The 14,956-nt window shown below is 68.1% G+C and carries 22 protein-coding genes; 17 read left to right on the top strand and 5 right to left on the bottom strand.

Going from position 1 to position 14,956, the window contains the following annotated elements:
- Positions 1-121: 121 nt before the first annotated feature.
- Genes ACIBJG_RS26020 through ACIBJG_RS26010 form a run of 3 tightly spaced genes read right to left on the bottom strand, consistent with a single transcriptional unit; the run spans position 122 to position 2,256 of the window.
- On the bottom strand, positions 122-589 hold the full coding sequence (locus ACIBJG_RS26020) for a GNAT family N-acetyltransferase (protein ID WP_399310854.1): 468 nt from the start codon (positions 587-589) through the stop codon (positions 122-124).
- Between the two features lie 51 nt (positions 590-640).
- Positions 641-1,078: a hypothetical protein gene (locus tag ACIBJG_RS26015; protein WP_399310852.1), complete on the bottom strand. Its 438-nt coding sequence runs from the start codon at positions 1,076-1,078 to the stop codon at positions 641-643.
- A 44-nt stretch (positions 1,079-1,122) separates the two neighbouring features.
- Positions 1,123-2,256 (bottom strand): amidase domain-containing protein, encoded by a 1,134-nt coding sequence (locus ACIBJG_RS26010; protein WP_399310850.1) that lies wholly within the window; start codon positions 2,254-2,256, stop codon positions 1,123-1,125.
- 378 nt (positions 2,257-2,634) lie between these two features.
- On the opposite strand from ACIBJG_RS26010, the gene ACIBJG_RS26005 reads away from it, so the two are divergent.
- Positions 2,635-3,108: a hemerythrin domain-containing protein gene (locus ACIBJG_RS26005; RefSeq protein WP_399310848.1), complete on the top strand. Its 474-nt coding sequence runs from the start codon at positions 2,635-2,637 to the stop codon at positions 3,106-3,108.
- 15 nt (positions 3,109-3,123) lie between these two features.
- On the opposite strand, the gene ACIBJG_RS26000 is transcribed toward ACIBJG_RS26005, so the two are convergent.
- Both ACIBJG_RS26000 and ACIBJG_RS25995 read right to left on the bottom strand, forming a co-directional pair.
- A complete protein-coding gene (locus ACIBJG_RS26000; protein WP_399310846.1) occupies positions 3,124-5,301 on the bottom strand; it encodes an RNA repair domain-containing protein in 2,178 nt (725 codons plus the stop codon).
- Positions 5,301-6,971 carry an RNA ligase family protein gene (locus ACIBJG_RS25995; protein ID WP_399310844.1) on the bottom strand — a complete coding sequence of 557 codons (1,671 nt, stop codon included), beginning with the start codon at positions 6,969-6,971 and terminating at the stop codon, positions 5,301-5,303. Before ACIBJG_RS25995 ends, ACIBJG_RS26000 begins: the two co-directional genes overlap by 1 nt.
- Positions 6,972-7,476: 505 nt before the next feature.
- On the opposite strand from ACIBJG_RS25995, the gene rpsJ reads away from it, so the two are divergent.
- The 16 genes from rpsJ (at position 7,477) to rpsH (ending at position 14,939) form a co-directional block, all read left to right on the top strand.
- Positions 7,477-7,785, top strand: coding sequence for a 30S ribosomal protein S10 (gene rpsJ, locus ACIBJG_RS25990; RefSeq protein ID WP_003948644.1), 309 nt, complete (start codon positions 7,477-7,479; stop codon positions 7,783-7,785).
- A gap of 14 nt (positions 7,786-7,799) precedes the next feature.
- Complete coding sequence (gene rplC / locus ACIBJG_RS25985) at positions 7,800-8,444, top strand: 50S ribosomal protein L3 (RefSeq protein WP_136328436.1); 645 nt, start codon at positions 7,800-7,802, stop codon at positions 8,442-8,444.
- 4 nt (positions 8,445-8,448) lie between these two features.
- Entirely contained in the window at positions 8,449-9,099 is a 651-nt protein-coding gene (gene rplD / locus ACIBJG_RS25980) for a 50S ribosomal protein L4 (RefSeq protein ID WP_326738104.1), read from the top strand.
- The gene (gene rplW, locus ACIBJG_RS25975) at positions 9,099-9,437 is read left to right on the top strand and encodes a 50S ribosomal protein L23 (RefSeq protein WP_362549872.1); all 339 of its coding nucleotides are present in this window, start codon (positions 9,099-9,101) and stop codon (positions 9,435-9,437) included. The genes rplD and rplW overlap by 1 nt, the downstream gene beginning before the upstream one ends.
- 39 nt (positions 9,438-9,476) lie before the next feature.
- Positions 9,477-10,313, top strand: a complete 837-nt coding sequence (rplB, locus tag ACIBJG_RS25970) for a 50S ribosomal protein L2 (RefSeq protein ID WP_145765090.1) — start codon at positions 9,477-9,479, stop codon at positions 10,311-10,313.
- Positions 10,314-10,325: 12 nt separating this feature from the next.
- Entirely contained in the window at positions 10,326-10,607 is a 282-nt protein-coding gene (gene rpsS, locus ACIBJG_RS25965) for a 30S ribosomal protein S19 (protein ID WP_015610726.1), read from the top strand.
- Positions 10,608-10,649: 42 nt separating this feature from the next.
- On the top strand, positions 10,650-10,997 hold the full coding sequence (gene rplV, locus ACIBJG_RS25960; RefSeq protein ID WP_026290933.1) for a 50S ribosomal protein L22: 348 nt from the start codon (positions 10,650-10,652) through the stop codon (positions 10,995-10,997).
- Positions 10,997-11,836: a 30S ribosomal protein S3 gene (gene rpsC / locus ACIBJG_RS25955; RefSeq protein ID WP_024494975.1), complete on the top strand. Its 840-nt coding sequence runs from the start codon at positions 10,997-10,999 to the stop codon at positions 11,834-11,836. The genes rplV and rpsC overlap by 1 nt, the downstream gene beginning before the upstream one ends.
- A 5-nt stretch (positions 11,837-11,841) precedes the next feature.
- Entirely contained in the window at positions 11,842-12,261 is a 420-nt protein-coding gene (gene rplP, locus ACIBJG_RS25950; protein WP_003966953.1) for a 50S ribosomal protein L16, read from the top strand.
- Positions 12,261-12,485, top strand: coding sequence for a 50S ribosomal protein L29 (gene rpmC, locus ACIBJG_RS25945; RefSeq protein WP_024494976.1), 225 nt, complete (start codon positions 12,261-12,263; stop codon positions 12,483-12,485). Before rplP ends, rpmC begins: the two co-directional genes overlap by 1 nt.
- Positions 12,485-12,769 (top strand): 30S ribosomal protein S17, encoded by a 285-nt coding sequence (gene rpsQ, locus ACIBJG_RS25940; RefSeq protein WP_393612584.1) that lies wholly within the window; start codon positions 12,485-12,487, stop codon positions 12,767-12,769. Before rpmC ends, rpsQ begins: the two co-directional genes overlap by 1 nt.
- A gap of 107 nt (positions 12,770-12,876) precedes the next feature.
- Complete coding sequence (rplN, locus tag ACIBJG_RS25935) at positions 12,877-13,245, top strand: 50S ribosomal protein L14 (RefSeq protein WP_003966950.1); 369 nt, start codon at positions 12,877-12,879, stop codon at positions 13,243-13,245.
- A gap of 2 nt (positions 13,246-13,247) precedes the next feature.
- Positions 13,248-13,571, top strand: coding sequence for a 50S ribosomal protein L24 (gene rplX, locus ACIBJG_RS25930; protein WP_018550616.1), 324 nt, complete (start codon positions 13,248-13,250; stop codon positions 13,569-13,571).
- Positions 13,571-14,128, top strand: coding sequence for a 50S ribosomal protein L5 (rplE, locus tag ACIBJG_RS25925; RefSeq protein WP_399310841.1), 558 nt, complete (start codon positions 13,571-13,573; stop codon positions 14,126-14,128). The genes rplX and rplE overlap by 1 nt, the downstream gene beginning before the upstream one ends.
- Before the next feature lie 2 nt (positions 14,129-14,130).
- The gene (locus ACIBJG_RS25920) at positions 14,131-14,316 is read left to right on the top strand and encodes a type Z 30S ribosomal protein S14 (RefSeq protein WP_024491590.1); all 186 of its coding nucleotides are present in this window, start codon (positions 14,131-14,133) and stop codon (positions 14,314-14,316) included.
- 224 nt (positions 14,317-14,540) lie between these two features.
- Complete coding sequence (gene rpsH, locus ACIBJG_RS25915; protein WP_399310839.1) at positions 14,541-14,939, top strand: 30S ribosomal protein S8; 399 nt, start codon at positions 14,541-14,543, stop codon at positions 14,937-14,939.
- The last annotated feature ends 17 nt before the right edge of the window (positions 14,940-14,956 follow it).

Raw genomic sequence — 14,956 nt, 5'->3', positions numbered from 1 at the left:
TTGAGAGTCTGACCTGGTAGCTCCGCACAAGAGCACCGAGAAGGGCCCCGTTCCATCGCGTAAGCGGTGGGACGGGGCCCTTCTTCTTGTCCTCGGGCGAGTGGGTACGGGGCGTCCTGTCTCAGGCGGTGGGTACGGGCGGCCGGCGCACCATGAACACGTCGACGGAGTCCTCGCGCTCCAGGACGAACCCGTGCCGCTCGTACAGCCGCCGGGCCGCGCTGCCCTGGAGCACGTCAAGACGGACCGGGACCCCTTCGGCGTCCGTACGGGCCAGCAGCTCGCTCAGCACGGCTGAGCCGATGCCCCGCCCCTGGAGCCTCTCGTCGATGAAGAAGCTCTCCAGGCAGTGCCCGTCCTCGTGTGGGCGGAGGGTGACGCTGCCGGCGAAACGGCCTTCGGCAACGATCACCGAGGTGTGCTCGGGCACGTAGGAGTCCCGCATCCGCCGGCGTACCCGGTCCTCGTCGTAGCGGCCGAGGCGGGTGAGGTCCGGGCGCATCACGACGGCCCGGAGCTCGACTATGGCTTCGAGGTCCTCGGGGGTGGCGGGGCGCAGGGCCCAGTGGTGGGTGGTGTGTACGCGCATGGCGTGAGTCTGGCAGAGGGGAGCTCCAGGCCGACCGGAGAGCGGACTGCGCTACTCCGTTGACGATGTCGGCTTGCCGGACGGAACCGGCCTGTCGGTGAAGACGACCAGGTGCCACGTGCCGTGTGTCCTCACCACGCTGAAGGCGTCCCGCGTCGTCTTGCCGGAATTCTCCTTTGCCGTCAGCTTTGCCGATCCGGTGTCGGGACCCATGTCGAGGTCGATTCGAACCTCTGTGATCGAGAGTCCTCGACCGCCCTTGTCGGCGAGGATCTGAGCTGCTTCGCGGCGAGCCCTGGCATCGTCAGGAACACCACCCACTCGGATCAGGTGATCCGCGTCGCGTGAGTTCAATGCGTCCACGTAGGACTCCACCGCAGTGCGCGCGCCTTTCTTGGCCTCTTCAGAATTGTCTGAGCCTTCACCGCCGCCACATCCGGTCAGAAGTATTGCTGCCAGTGCTGCGGTGACGAACTGCCGTCGATGCATGTTTTCTCCCCGGAGTGTCACGCGGGGCCACCCGCATTTCCCTTTCACGTGCGGTGCGCATACCACCAGGCACCCCCGTGATCAGCCACGATCTTTTTCAGGCTCTTATTGTGAGTGTTGGTTGTGTGGTAGGTGAGGTACGGGACTCCGTTGTACTTCTTGGTGACGACCATGGTGTGGTTGATGTTGCCGTTACGGTCCCAGTCGGCCTGGAGGACATCCGAACTGGCAAGCTGGTACACGTTGCCGAGTATCTTGGTCCGCTTCGAGTGTTTCACCGCGAACCAGTACCAATTCTCTGCCCCGGCCCAGGTGTAACTCGTCCTTTCCACGAAGATGGTGTAGAACCATTTTGCGTTGTTCGATCGCCACCCGGCGTCGGTCGGTCCGACGATGCCCCAGCCGCCGGCCTTCATTGCTTGCGATATGAAGTTGGTGCAGTCATTGCCGTATGTGCGGTAGGAGCCCTTGTTGGGGCTTTTCCAGTACTTATTGGCGTAGGCGACAATTTTGTTGTAGTCATACCCGGCCTGCAGTCCCACATCCGTCGTGCTGCTATTCAGTAGTTCATCTGTGCTGGATGGTGTGCCCTTGCTGCCCTCGGCCTCGTCCGGCACGCCACCGCTGGCGTCGTCTGCCGGATCAGGCTCGGTCACCTGTGTGCTGGGTGCCGGGCCAGATCCTGTGTCGGCCTTGTCCGAGGCGAGCAGCCACGTGCCGTCATCGGATTGGGTGAACGTCACCGTGTGTGGAAGGGAGATCTCTTCGTACTCGGGCGCGCCCTCGGCGACTTCCGCAGGTGTGAATGGCATGTAGAGCCGGGTGTCTTCGGTGAGCTGGAGGGTGGCGGTGGCACCTTCCAGCGACGATTCCGTGACCGTGACGTCCACGACGGCTTTTGTGTATCCACCGTCCACCCGTTCGTACCGCTCGCCCTTGGCTGCGAGCAGGGCGAATTCATCCGCGGTGCGATTCGCCATGGCCGGGGTGGCGGAAACGCCTGACAGCCTGGCCCGGGTGGGGCTGGTGGTGACCATGCTCGCGCGTGCTTGGAGGTATCCCTCCGCGCGCTGCGCCAGCCCGTCAACCTCGCTCGTTGACAGGCTGGTTGTATTTGGTTCATCCTGAGGTGGGGCTGGAGCGGCCCCCAATAAACCGCTCACGGCCGCGATGGTCATTGCAGTAGCTATCCGTCTCCTGTGGGCGGTTCGCATGAAGTTCTCCCCTGTTTGAGTCCGACTGGTCGGCATCCTTTGTATCTGTCACCCGTGTATTGCCCGCGGTGATGGTTGTCGATCGGCTGATTGTGGGCGTGGAATGTCCGATTCCTGCAAGTCCTGACCGGCCTTGGGGAGATCCCTCCGTGAGGTGCGACTTTCTACCCGCCTCCGCCTCTTTCTGGCATGGAGGCGGGTCGGCAGAAGGTGTATGCCGCCATCAAGTTCTTCAGGAACCGGGACTGGCAAACGGGCTGTTCATGGAGGCAGTGGCAAGGTTGGTCGACATCTTCGCCCGCGGCGCTCACCAACAGTCACTTATCTGTCTAAAGTGGGCGCATGTGTCATTACTGCGGCTGCCGTGAGATTCCGCTGATCAAGGAGTTCATCGCGGAGCACGAGTCCGTCACCGACGCGGCGGGCGGCGCCCTGCGCGCCCTGGACTCCGGTGACCAGGGCCTGGCCGCGGAGCTGGTGGACCGCATGGGGCGGGAGCTGCGGGCCCATTGGCAGGGCGAGGAGCAGGGGCTGTTCGCGGTGATGGGCGGCGACGCGGAGTACGCCGGGTACATCGACGCGCTGGTACGGGAACACCGCGAGCTCGCCGCGTTCCTCGACCAGGTCGACCTGGGGCGCGCCGAGGATGTCGTACGGCTGCGCGAGGCGGTCGACGAGCTGTACCACCACATCGCGAAGGAGGAGGACGGCCTGTTCCCGGCCTCGCTCACCGCACTGTCGGGGGACGAGTGGGACCGCTCGATGACGGTTTGGCGTATGGCGCACCCGGAGGCGGGCGGGGACCTCGGGCGGTAGCGGGGCGCTGATCCCTTACGGACACGTACTCACCGGGGCCAACGACGCGTCCCGGATCCCCCGCAGCACCTCCGCCCCGATCTCCGCCAGCCGGGCCCCGTCCGGTGGGGTCGCACCGAGCCCGATCGCGTACCCCGTGCGACCGCCGACGGTGAGCGGGCGCGGCCAGATACGGCAGTCGGCGGCGCCCGCCTCGGCGAGGGCGGCGGCCAGGGCCAGGAGGCGCCCGCGCAACCGCCCCGCGTCCGGGCCGTCCGGGGGTGCGGAGGCGAGGGCCCAGGACGGGTGCAGGTCGGGGAGGCGCGGCGGCGCGCACAGCAGCGAGCGAGGGTCGGCGCCGTCCTCGGCGGACTCCAGGAGCTCCCAGGCGCGGTAGAGCTCGGCGGTGAGGAGATCGCGGCCGGTGACGGAGACCTGCGAGGTGCAGGAACGCACGGGGGAAGCCGGGGTCAGCACCGTCACGGGTGCCCCGGCGGCCGCGGCCCCTCCCACCGCCTCGCGCCAGTCCCACGCCGCCCAGGTCGCGAAGAAGTGCCGGAGCAGCGCGAGCGGCGGCAGGTCGCCCGCCTCGTGTGCGCTGCGGGCCGCGAGCACGGTCCAGGCGAGGCCCGGCAGCCCGCCGCAGGGCGCCGAGTCGAGGCCCCTCGCCGCCGCCCACGCCTTGACGTCCCGGGCCAGGGCGGCGAATGCGTCCGCGTGCGGATCCGCCACCGCGAGCACTGCGTCGGCGTCGCTCACAGCGCTGAGCGCGATCGCCGCCGCCTCGCCCAGCTCCGAGCGGCGGGCCACCGCATCGGCGGGGGAGAGGGTGCCGGTCGCCACGGTGACCAGGTCGACCCGGAGGCCGTCGAGGTGCCAGCGCAGGCCCGGCACCCGGGCGCCGGACACCTCGCGCAGGTCCCGCGCCTCCGGGAACGCGGCGGCCAGCCGTTGCCGTACACCTGCCGGATCGGGGGCGCCGGGCAGCGCCGCCACCAGGTCCAGGTCCGCGCCCGGCAGCGCGCAGCCCAGGCGCCGGGAGCCGACGACGTGGATCCGGGCGCCGGGGAGCGCGGCGGCGACCCGTTCCGCGATGGCCTCGGTCGCCGCCGGCACGGGCGGGCCCAGCTCCACCCGGACCCCGTAGTGATCGGAGACGTACAGCCCCTCCGGGCCGGGTACCTCGCCGGTCAGGGCCGCCGACCGGGTGCGCAGCCGTTCCGTACGCAGCAGGACCCTGTCCAGCCGGGAGACGCGGCCGGACAGGGAGGAGATCGCTGCCAGGGGGTTCACGGACGGGTCGAAGGTCGGGGTGCGGTCGGCGGGGCCGTGCACCTCGCTCCAGGCGTCCGCCATCGACAGTCGGGTCTGCGGGCGGTCACCGCCGTCGTTGAAGTCGCCCACGAGCAGCAGCTCGCCCTCGATGCCCGCCAACCCCGTTGCCAGGTCCGACAGTTCGGCGTCACGGCGGGCGGCGCCCTCGGGGGAGTGGTCGCTGCTGAGGTGGGTCACGGCCACCGTGACGGGGCCCACGGCCGTCTCGACGACGGCCGCGGCCACCGCCTTGTGCGGGCCGAGGGTGTGCAGAGCCGCCTCGCTCACGGGCAGCCGGCTGAGCAGCAGCAGACCACAGTCCGCCACGTCGCGGCCTGCCGGGTCGGTGGCGAGGACGTACCCGTCCCGTACCCAGTCGCGGGCCAGCAGCAGATCGAGGAGCGCGGGCTCCGCTTCCTGGAGCGCGATGACGTCCGCGTCCGCCGCGCGCAGGGCGTCGAGCAGGAGCGGGCGGCGGCGGGCGGTGTCGATGCGGTCGCTGTCGTACCGGTCCCAGAGGGTGTTCCAGGTGAGGACCGTCAGCGCGGCGCACGGTCCGGGGGCGGCGGTGAGCGCCGGCTCCCAGGTGCGAGTGGCCGGGGAGAAGGCGTGCGGGACACGGGAGGTGAAGTACGGGGACGGCAGCCGGCGCGGGCTGCGCATCCGGCCCGCCCCCGTGGCGTCGATCCGGTCGGTCCCCGTGGCGCGGTCCCACACCACCTCGCCGTCCGCCTCGAAGAACAGCACCCGGTGCCAGGGGATGTCCCCGCCCGGGGTGAACCGCTCCAGCGGCACCCGCTCGGGGTCCCGGCCGCGCTGGGCGACCCCGAGCACGAAGCGCGCCGGGTCGAACCGGGCGTCCCAGCGGACCCGGTGGTAGATCTCCTCGCTCGTACGCATCAGGTCCGGTCCTCCACGGTTCCGCTCGTCCCGATGTACCAGGTGCGGTGTGCCCGGCCGGGATACGGGGGGACGAAGCGGCGCAGTTGGGAGGCCAGGACCTCCGGGGGCACCGGATGGGTTCGCCGGCCGTTGCGCGCGGTGAGCTCGTCCTCGCCGATCCACGCCACCGCATGGGTGAGCAGGGCGTCCCTGCGCGCGGCGACGGCGTGCACCAGGGAGCGCTGGTGCGGGCCCAGCGAGGTGGCGTCCCAGACCACGGTGGCGCCGGGGACCAGCGCGGCGTCCAGGCGCCGCAGCCCCTCGCGCAGGACGTCCGCGTTGGCGCTCTGGTCGGCGCGCGATCCGCGGGACTCGCGGAGGTCGTCGAGGGAGAGGTACGTGGCGATGCCGGGCAGTCCGCGGCCGAAGGTGCTCTTGCCGCTGCCGGAGGGGCCGGCCAGGTGGATCAGGCGCGGGAAGTCCCCGGACCGCCACCGCCAGGTCGCGGCGACCGCCTCCTCCGCGGTGGTGAGGCGGCCCAGCGCGTACGCCTCGCGGGCCTGCGCCAGGCAGCGGGCGGCGGCCTCCGGCTCCAGGCCGGCGAAGGCCTCGGGCAGTCCGGCGGGTTCCGCCACGTCCTGGGCGTGCAGGGCGGACCATTCCACCTGCTCGCGGGCCTCGGCCCCGTCGGCCGTCGCACCGGCCAGCGCGTGCAGGACCGTCAGGTCGGCGGCGAGCGACATCCGTGCCAGGCCGCTGCGGCGCTCCTCGTCCGGGTAGGGGCGGTGCAGTGCGGGGTACAGGCCGACGAGGTCCGCGGTCCGCCGGGCGAGCGGCAGTCCGAGCGGTCCGGCGAGGGCCGGTGCGAGGGCCGCCCGGCGGGTTCGGTGCAGCAGGGCGGCGAGCACCCCGGCCAGCCGGTCGTCGCCGGTGCGGCCGCGTGCGTCCAGGGCGTCGGCCGTCGCGAGGGCGGCCGGTGCGTCGCCCGGGCCGGTGCCCGCGGCGACGGCGAGTGCCGCCGGGTCCACCGGGGCGCCCGAACGCACGGCCCACAGCGCGGCGGCCGGGCCCAGCCCGTTCTCCACGACCTCCGCGTGCATCCAGTGGGTGTCCGTCGTGACGTGGCCCGGCCGCACCCACTTCGCCACCCGCCGCCTGAACGCCGCCGCGGGAAAGCTCTCGGCAGGGCGGACGACGTACCCCTCCTGGTGGTCCGTGTCAGGCTTCAGCGCGCGCAGCGCCTTCTCGGCCCGGGCGTCGAACGCGCCGCGCCACAGCACCGCCGGCGTCGGGATCCCCAGATCCCGCAGGAAGTCCACGGTCCGGTCCCAGTCCAGGCAGACCTCGCCGTCCCAGACGGAGAAGCCGTAGAAGTGGCTCGCGAGGTCCTCGTACGGGATCGAGTGGCGGGCGAACATGTTCTCGCCGCAGATCCGCCACCCCGCCGGGATCCGCGGGCCGATGCGGCCCTGGAGCGCCTTGACCCATCCCCGGGAGGGATGGTGCGCCGAGTCGAGGGAGCGGGCGTGCAGCCCGTCGGCGTACAGCGTGGTGTTCTCGCCGTCCAGCTTCTCGGTGACCACGACCTCGGAGCCGGTCAGCCCGGCGAGGTCGGCCAGGCGCACGTCGTCCGAGGTGGCCCCGGGTGACCAGGGCAGATGCGGCGTCCGTGGATAGTGCGTACGCATGTTCTGTGCCCCCGTGAGTCGCCGTCCCGGCCGGTCACACTAGGGCCGGGGGCCTGCGGCACTCGACCGAATATCGCGGCATGAGGCACGGGCGGGGCGGTCACGATTCGTGCCCGCGTTTGACCACGTCGGCGCGGGGGGTAAGATCCTCGCCCGATTGGCCAGGCTCGTGCCCCGTATGGCACACTGACCAGGTTGCTCGGTTGAGTGTCAATGCTGCGCGCCTCCCGCCGGGAGGACCGGAAGCGAGTCCCACAGTACTCGTCGGCCCTGTAAGGGCCGGACGTACGGGAATCTTTCGGGAAGCGCATGTGTGGCACCGGCCAGGCGCCCGGTGGGGTTCCTCCCCCGGCAGCGCGGTCTCAGGCCCGCACCCCCTTGGTTGGGATCTCCTTCGGGAGATTTTCGTAGAGGGGATGCGACACGCCCGACCGCGTGGGTCGGAGGCGGAGTTACCAGAACCTCGGGTTCCAGAGCGTTACGAGAGACAGGACTACTAGTAGCCATGGCGGGACAGAAGATCCGCATCCGGCTCAAGGCCTACGACCACGAGGTCATCGATTCCTCGGCGAAGAAGATCGTCGAGACGGTGACCCGCACTGGTGCGTCGGTCGCGGGCCCGGTGCCGCTGCCCACTGAGAAGAACGTGTACTGCGTCATCAAGTCGCCGCACAAGTACAAGGACTCTCGCGAGCACTTCGAGATGCGCACGCACAAGCGCCTCATCGACATTCTCGACCCCACGCCGAAGACGGTTGACTCGCTGATGCGCCTCGACCTGCCGGCTGGCGTCGACATCGAGATCAAGCTCTGAGGGGACGGGCCGAGATGAGCAAGAACATCAAGGGCGTCCTGGGCGAGAAGCTCGGCATGACCCAGGTCTGGGACGAGAACAACCGGGTTGTCCCGGTGACCGTCGTCAAGGCCGGGCCGTGCGTCGTGACGCAGGTTCGTACGAATGACAGCGACGGCTACGAGTCGGTCCAGATCGCCTTCGGCGAGATCGACCCGCGCAAGGTGAACAAGCCCCTCAAGGGCCACTTCGCCAAGGCCGACGTGACCCCGCGCCGCCACCTGGTGGAGCTCCGCACCCCTGACGCCAGCGAGTACACGCTGGGCCAGGAGATCACCGCCCAGGTGTTCGAGTCCGGCGTCAAGGTTGACGTCACGGGCAAGAGCAAGGGCAAGGGCTTCGCCGGTGTCATGAAGCGTCACAACTTCAAGGGCCTCGGCGCCGGACACGGCGTCCAGCGCAAGCACCGTTCCCCCGGTTCGATCGGTGGCTGCGCCACCCCTGGGCGTGTCTTCAAGGGCATGCGCATGGCCGGCCGGATGGGCAACGAGCGCGTCACCACCCAGAACCTGACCATCCACGCGGTTGACGCGGAGAAGGGTCTGCTCCTCATCAAGGGCGCAGTCCCCGGTCCGAACGGCGGCCTCGTCCTGGTCCGTACCGCGGCCAAGGGGGCTTGAGGTAATGAGCACCATTGACATCCTTTCGCCGGCAGGCGACAAGGCCGGTACCGTCGAGCTCCCCGCGGAGATCTTCGACGCCAAGACCAGCGTTCCGCTGATCCACCAGGTCGTTGTCGCACAGCTGGCAGCTGCCCGTCAGGGCACGCACTCGACCAAGCGCCGCGGTGAAGTCCGTGGTGGTGGCCGCAAGCCGTACCGCCAGAAGGGCACCGGCCGCGCCCGCCAGGGTTCGACCCGCGCGCCGCAGTTCGTCGGCGGTGGCGTCGTGCACGGCCCCAAGCCGCGCGACTACTCGCAGCGCACCCCGAAGAAGATGAAGGCCGCCGCCCTGCGCGGTGCCCTCTCGGACCGGGCGCGCCACTCGCGCATCCACGTCGTCACCGGCGTGGTCGAGAGCGGTATCTCCACCAAGGCCGTCAAGACGCTGCTCGGCAAGATCTCGGAGCGCAACAACGTGCTCCTGGTCGTCGAGCGCAACGACGAGGCCGCGTGGCTCTCCGCGCGCAACCTGCCCCAGGTGCACATCCTGGACCCGGGCCAGCTGAACACGTACGACGTGATCGTCTCTGACGACGTGGTCTTCACCCAGGCCGCTTTCGAGTCCTTCGTGTCTGGCCCCCAGACCGCTGAGACCGAAGGGAGCGACGCCTGATGAGTGAGGCGACCGTTACCAGCACGACCATCACGAGCAAGACCTACTCCGACCCGCGTGACGTTCTCGTCAAGCCGGTTGTTTCGGAGAAGAGCTACGCGCTGCTCGACGAGAACAAGTACACGTTCATCGTCGCGCCCGGCTCCAACAAGACCCAGATCAAGCAGGCCGTGGAAGCGGTCTTCTCGGTCAAGGTCACCGGGGTCAACACGATCAACCGTCAGGGTAAGCGCAAGCGCACCAAGACCGGTTTCGGCAAGCGCGCTGACACCAAGCGCGCCATCGTGACCCTCGCTGAGGGCGACCGTATCGACATCTTCGGCGGCCCGACCTCCTAGCGGAGGTCGAGTCGTCCGGAATCGGACGAGGACTGAGAAATGGGTATCCGCAAGTACAAGCCGACGACCCCGGGCCGTCGTGGCTCCAGCGTCGCCGACTTTGTCGAGATCACGCGGTCCACGCCGGAGAAGTCGCTGGTCCGCCCCCTGCACAGCAAGGGCGGCCGTAACAACACCGGTCGTGTGACCGTTCGCCACCAGGGTGGTGGCCACAAGCGCGCCTACCGCGTGATCGACTTCCGTCGTCACGACAAGGACGGCGTGCCGGCCAAGGTCGCGCACATCGAGTACGACCCGAACCGCACCGCGCGCATCGCGCTGCTGCACTACGCGGACGGCGAGAAGCGCTACATCATCGCGCCGCGTGGCCTGACGCAGGGCGACCGTGTCGAGAACGGCCCGGCCGCCGACATCAAGCCCGGTAACAACCTGGCGCTGCGCAACATCCCGGTCGGTACGACCATCCACGCCATCGAGCTGCGGCCCGGCGGCGGCGCGAAGTTCGCCCGTTCCGCGGGTGCCTCCGTGCAGCTGCTGGCGAAGGAGGGCACCATGGCCCACCTTCGTATGCCGTCGGGTGAGATCCGCCTGGTCGACGCCCGCTGCCGCGCCACGATTGGCGAGGTCGGCAACGCCGAGCAGTCGAACATCAACTGGGGCAAGGCCGGTCGCATGCGCTGGAAGGGCGTTCGCCCGTCCGTCCGCGGTGTTGCGATGAACCCGGTCGACCACCCGCACGGTGGTGGTGAAGGCAAGACCTCCGGTGGACGTCACCCGGTCTCGCCGTGGGGTCAGAAGGAGGGTCGTACTCGCTCGCCGAAGAAGGCATCGAGCAAGTACATCGTCCGCCGCCGCAAGACGAACAAGAAGCGCTAGGAGCGGGTTTAGATGCCGCGCAGTCTCAAGAAGGGGCCCTTCGTCGACGGCCACCTCGTCAAGAAGGTGGACGTACAGAACGAAGCCGGCACCAAGAACGTCATCAAGACCTGGTCCCGTCGCTCGATGATCATCCCGGCCATGCTGGGTCACACCATCGCGGTGCACAACGGCAAGATTCACGTCCCGGTGTTCGTCACCGAGTCGATGGTCGGCCACAAGCTCGGCGAGTTCTCGCCGACTCGCACCTTCCGCGGCCACGTCAAGGACGACCGGAAGTCGAAGCGCCGCTAGCGCGGGGTGGAAACGACTATGACTCACACCGAAGGGACAACCATGGAAGCCAGGGCCCAGGCGCGGTACATCCGCGTCACGCCCATGAAGGCCCGCCGAGTGGTGGACCTCATCCGTGGCATGGATGCCACGGAGGCTCAGGCGGTCCTGCGTTTCGCCCCGCAGGCCGCGAGCGTGCCGGTTGGCAAGGTGCTTGACAGCGCCATTGCCAACGCTGCACACAACTACGACCACCCTGACGCCTCTTCGCTGGTCATCAGCGAGGCGTACGTGGACGAGGGTCCGACCCTGAAGCGGTTCCGTCCGCGTGCTCAGGGCCGTGCCTACCGGATCCGTAAGCGGACCAGCCACATCACCGTGGTCGTCAGCAGCAAGGAAGGAACCCGGTAATGGGCCAGAAGGTAAACCCGCACGGGTTCCGGCTCGGCATTACCACGGACTTCAAGTCCCGTTGGTACGCCGACAAGCTGTACAAGGACTACGTCAAGGAAGACGTTGCCATTCGTCGCATGATGACGAAGGGCATGGAGCGAGCCGGCATCTCGAAGGTTGAGATCGAGCGCACCCGCGACCGCGTCCGCGTTGACATCCACACCGCCCGCCCGGGCATCGTCATCGGCCGCCGCGGCGCCGAGGCCGACCGCATCCGTGGCGAGCTGGAGAAGCTGACCGGCAAGCAGGTCCAGCTGAACATCCTCGAGGTCAAGAACCCCGAGGTGGACGCTCAGCTGGTGGCCCAGGCCGTCGCCGAGCAGCTCTCCTCCCGCGTCTCCTTCCGTCGTGCCATGCGTAAGAGCATGCAGAGCACGATGAAGGCCGGCGCCAAGGGCATCAAGATCCAGTGCGGCGGTCGCCTCGGCGGCGCCGAGATGTCCCGCTCGGAGTTCTACCGCGAGGGCCGCGTGCCCCTGCACACCCTCCGTGCGAACGTCGACTACGGCTTCTTCGAGGCCAAGACGACCTTCGGCCGCATCGGCGTGAAGGTCTGGATCTACAAGGGCGACGTCAAGAACATCGCCGAGGTCCGCGCCGAGAACGCTGCTGCCCGTGCGGGCAACCGCCCGGCCCGTGGCGGCGCTGACCGTCCGGCCGGCCGCGGTGGCCGCGGTGGCGGCGAGCGTGGCGGTCGCGGCCGCAAGCCGCAGCAGTCGGCTCCGGCCGCCGAGGCCCCCAAGGCCGAGGCGCCCGCCGCTGCTCCGGCGGCTGAGAGCACCGGAACGGAGGCCTGACCGAAATGCTGATCCCCCGTAGGGTCAAGCACCGCAAGCAGCACCACCCGAAGCGCAGCGGTATGTCCAAGGGTGGCACGCAGGTTGCGTTCGGCGAGTACGGCATCCAGGCGCTGACCCCGGCGTACGTGACGAACCGTCAGATCGAGTCCGCTCGTATCGCGATGACCCGTCACATCAAGCGTGGCGGCAAGGTCTGGATCAACATCTACCCGGACCGTCCCCTGACGAAGAAGCCTGCCGAGACCCGCATGGGTTCCGGTAAGGGTTCTCCCGAGTGGTGGATCGCGAACGTCAAGCCGGGTCGGGTGATGTTCGAGCTGTCCTACCCGAACGAGAAGATTGCTCGTGAGGCGCTCACCCGCGCTGCTCACAAGCTTCCGATGAAGTGCCGGATTGTTCGGCGCGAGGCAGGTGAGTCGTGATGTCGGCCGGTACCAAGACGTCCGAGCTGCGCGAGCTGGGCAACGAGGAGCTCCTCAACAAGCTCCGCGAGGCCAAGGAAGAGCTGTTCAACCTCCGCTTCCAGGCGGCGACCGGACAGCTCGAGAACCACGGCCGGCTCAAGTCCGTCCGTAAGGACATCGCCCGGATCTACACCCTGATGCGTGAGCGCGAGCTCGGCATCGAGACGGTGGAGAGCGTCTGATGAGCGAGAAGACTGTGACTGAGACCAACACTGACCGCGGTTTCCGCAAGACCCGTGAGGGTCTGGTCGTCAGCGACAAGATGGACAAGACCGTCGTCGTCGCCGTCGAGGACCGCGTGAAGCACGCGAAGTACGGCAAGGTCATCCGCCGTACGAACAAGCTCAAGGCTCACGACGAGCAGAACGCCGCCGGCGTCGGCGACCGTGTCATCCTCATGGAGACCCGGCCGCTGTCCGCCACGAAGCGGTGGCGCATCGTCGAGATCCTCGAGAAGGCCAAGTAATTCCTGAGGGGCTTCCCCTTCAGGCAGGTTCCGCCAGGCTCGGCGGGGGTTCGCTCCGGTAACGGAGCGGCCCCCGCCGGGAACCGGCAGACGATCAGGAGATAGACGTGATCCAGCAGGAGTCGCGACTGCGTGTCGCCGACAACACGGGTGCGAAGGAAATTCTCACCATCCGTGTTCTCGGTGGCTCGGGTCGCCGCTACGCGGGCATCGGTGACGTCATCGTCGCCACCGTCAAGGACGCGATCCCCGGTGGCAACGTGAAGAAGGGTGACGTCGTCAAGGCCGTCATCGTTCGCACCGTCAAGGAGCGTCGTCGTCAGGATGGCTCGTACATCCGCTTCGACGAGAACGCCGCCGTCATTCTGAAGAACGACGGCGACCCCCGCGGCACCCGTATCTTCGGCCCGGTGGGCCGTGAGCTGCGCGAGAAGAAGTTCATGAAGATCATCTCGCTCGCGCCGGAGGTGCTGTAAGCATGAAGATCAAGAAGGGCGACCTGGTTCAGGTCATCACCGGTAAGGACAAGGGCAAGCAGGGCAAGGTCATCGTTGCCTACCCTGCTCAGGACCGCGTCCTCGTCGAGGGTGTCAACCGGGTCAAGAAGCACACGAAGGCCGGTCAGACCGCTCGCGGTTCGCAGACCGGTGGCATTGTGACGACCGAGGCCCCCGTCCACGTCAGCAACGTGCAGCTGGTTGTTGAGAAGGACGGCAACAAGGTCGTTACTCGCGTCGGCTACCGCTTTGACGACGAGGGCAACAAGATCCGCGTTGCCAAGCGCACCGGTGAGGACATCTGATGACTACCACCACTGCGCCGCGTCTCAAGACGCGCTACCGCGAGGAAATCGCCGGCAAGCTGCGTGAGGAGTTCTCCTTCGAGAACGTCATGCAGGTGCCCGGTCTGGTCAAGATCGTGGTCAACATGGGTGTGGGCGACGCCGCCCGCGACTCCAAGCTGATCGATGGCGCCGTGCGCGACCTCACCACGATCACGGGTCAGAAGCCGGCCGTCACCAAGGCCCGCAAGTCGATCGCGCAGTTCAAGCTGCGCGAGGGGCAGCCGATCGGCTGCCACGTCACCCTCCGTGGTGACCGCATGTGGGAGTTCCTGGACCGTACGCTGTCGCTCGCGCTTCCGCGTATCCGTGACTTCCGTGGCCTGTCGCCGAAGCAGTTCGACGGCCGTGGCAACTACACCTTCGGTCTCACGGAGCAGGTCATGTTCCACGAGATCGACCAGGACAAGATCGACCGGGTCCGGGGCATGGACATCACCGTGGTCACCACGGCGACCAATGACGACGAGGGTCGTGCCCTCCTTCGTCACCTCGGCTTCCCGTTCAAGGAGAACTGACCGTGGCGAAGAAGTCCCTGATCGCTAAGGCCGCCCGTAAGCCGAAGTTCGGCGTCCGCGGGTACACCCGCTGCCAGCGCTGCGGCCGGCCCCACTCCGTCTACCGCAAGTTCGGCCTGTGCCGCGTGTGCCTTCGTGAGATGGCTCACCGTGGCGAGCTGCCGGGCGTGACCAAGAGCTCCTGGTAACTCTCCTTCGCCCTTTGGGCGTTGGGATTACCCGGAGACTCTCGGTAAGTATCTGGTCGGCAGGATCCCGTCCTCACATGCCGTAGGCTTGTGTGGTTGGGCGCCTGCCGCCCAAGACCGACTTACTACGCCGTAGGTCCCCGCACCGCACCCGTCCCGCCACTGAGTGGGGAGAGGGATGGCGCATACAGGAAACCCCGGCGAGAGAGGCCGAAGGCCAACTCATGACCATGACTGATCCCATCGCAGACATGCTCACGCGTCTGCGTAACGCGAACTCGGCGTATCACGACGACGTCAAGATGCCGCACAGCAAGATCAAGTCGCACATCGCGGAGATCCTCCAGCAGGAGGGCTTCATCACCGGCTGGAAGGTCGAGGACGCCGAGGTCGGCAAGACCCTCGTGCTCGACCTGAAGTTCGGTCCGAACCGCGAGCGTTCGATTGCCGGCATCAAGCGTATTTCGAAGCCGGGTCTGCGTGTATACGCAAAGTCCACCAATCTGCCGAAGGTTCTCGGCGGCCTGGGCGTGGCGATCATCTCCACGTCCTACGGTCTCCTGACCGGCCAGCAGGCCAGCAAGAAGGGCGTAGGTGGGGAAGTCCTCGCCTACGTCTGGTAGTCGGGAACGGAGGAATA

The sequence above is a fragment of the Streptomyces sp. NPDC050422 genome, from assembly GCF_044458665.1.
Taxonomy (GTDB): domain Bacteria; phylum Actinomycetota; class Actinomycetes; order Streptomycetales; family Streptomycetaceae; genus Streptomyces.
This window is presented reverse-complemented; position numbering and strand designations above follow the sequence as displayed.

Bases quoted from the DNA above. Each gene is read 5' to 3' on its own strand.
- rplC (WP_136328436.1), top strand. From the start codon at position 7,800: ATGAGCAAGAACATCAAGGGCGTCCTGGGCGAGAAGCTCGGCATGACC.
- ACIBJG_RS26010 (WP_399310850.1), bottom strand. From the start codon at position 2,256: ATGACCATCGCGGCCGTGAGCGGTTTATTGGGGGCCGCTCCAGCCCCA.
- rpmC (WP_024494976.1), top strand. From the start codon at position 12,261: ATGTCGGCCGGTACCAAGACGTCCGAGCTGCGCGAGCTGGGCAACGAG.
- rpsJ (WP_003948644.1), top strand. From the start codon at position 7,477: ATGGCGGGACAGAAGATCCGCATCCGGCTCAAGGCCTACGACCACGAG.
- ACIBJG_RS26000 (WP_399310846.1), bottom strand. From the start codon at position 5,301: ATGCGTACGAGCGAGGAGATCTACCACCGGGTCCGCTGGGACGCCCGG.
- rplE (WP_399310841.1), top strand. From the start codon at position 13,571: ATGACTACCACCACTGCGCCGCGTCTCAAGACGCGCTACCGCGAGGAA.
- rpsC (WP_024494975.1), top strand. From the start codon at position 10,997: ATGGGCCAGAAGGTAAACCCGCACGGGTTCCGGCTCGGCATTACCACG.
- rplV (WP_026290933.1), top strand. From the start codon at position 10,650: ATGGAAGCCAGGGCCCAGGCGCGGTACATCCGCGTCACGCCCATGAAG.
- rpsH (WP_399310839.1), top strand. From the start codon at position 14,541: ATGACCATGACTGATCCCATCGCAGACATGCTCACGCGTCTGCGTAAC.
- rplD (WP_326738104.1), top strand. From the start codon at position 8,449: ATGAGCACCATTGACATCCTTTCGCCGGCAGGCGACAAGGCCGGTACC.
- rplX (WP_018550616.1), top strand. From the start codon at position 13,248: ATGAAGATCAAGAAGGGCGACCTGGTTCAGGTCATCACCGGTAAGGAC.
- rplP (WP_003966953.1), top strand. From the start codon at position 11,842: ATGCTGATCCCCCGTAGGGTCAAGCACCGCAAGCAGCACCACCCGAAG.
- rplB (WP_145765090.1), top strand. From the start codon at position 9,477: ATGGGTATCCGCAAGTACAAGCCGACGACCCCGGGCCGTCGTGGCTCC.
- ACIBJG_RS26015 (WP_399310852.1), bottom strand. From the start codon at position 1,078: ATGCATCGACGGCAGTTCGTCACCGCAGCACTGGCAGCAATACTTCTG.
- ACIBJG_RS26005 (WP_399310848.1), top strand. From the start codon at position 2,635: ATGTGTCATTACTGCGGCTGCCGTGAGATTCCGCTGATCAAGGAGTTC.
- rpsS (WP_015610726.1), top strand. From the start codon at position 10,326: ATGCCGCGCAGTCTCAAGAAGGGGCCCTTCGTCGACGGCCACCTCGTC.
- ACIBJG_RS26020 (WP_399310854.1), bottom strand. From the start codon at position 589: ATGCGCGTACACACCACCCACCACTGGGCCCTGCGCCCCGCCACCCCC.
- rpsQ (WP_393612584.1), top strand. From the start codon at position 12,485: ATGAGCGAGAAGACTGTGACTGAGACCAACACTGACCGCGGTTTCCGC.
- ACIBJG_RS25995 (WP_399310844.1), bottom strand. From the start codon at position 6,971: ATGCGTACGCACTATCCACGGACGCCGCATCTGCCCTGGTCACCCGGG.
- rplW (WP_362549872.1), top strand. From the start codon at position 9,099: ATGAGTGAGGCGACCGTTACCAGCACGACCATCACGAGCAAGACCTAC.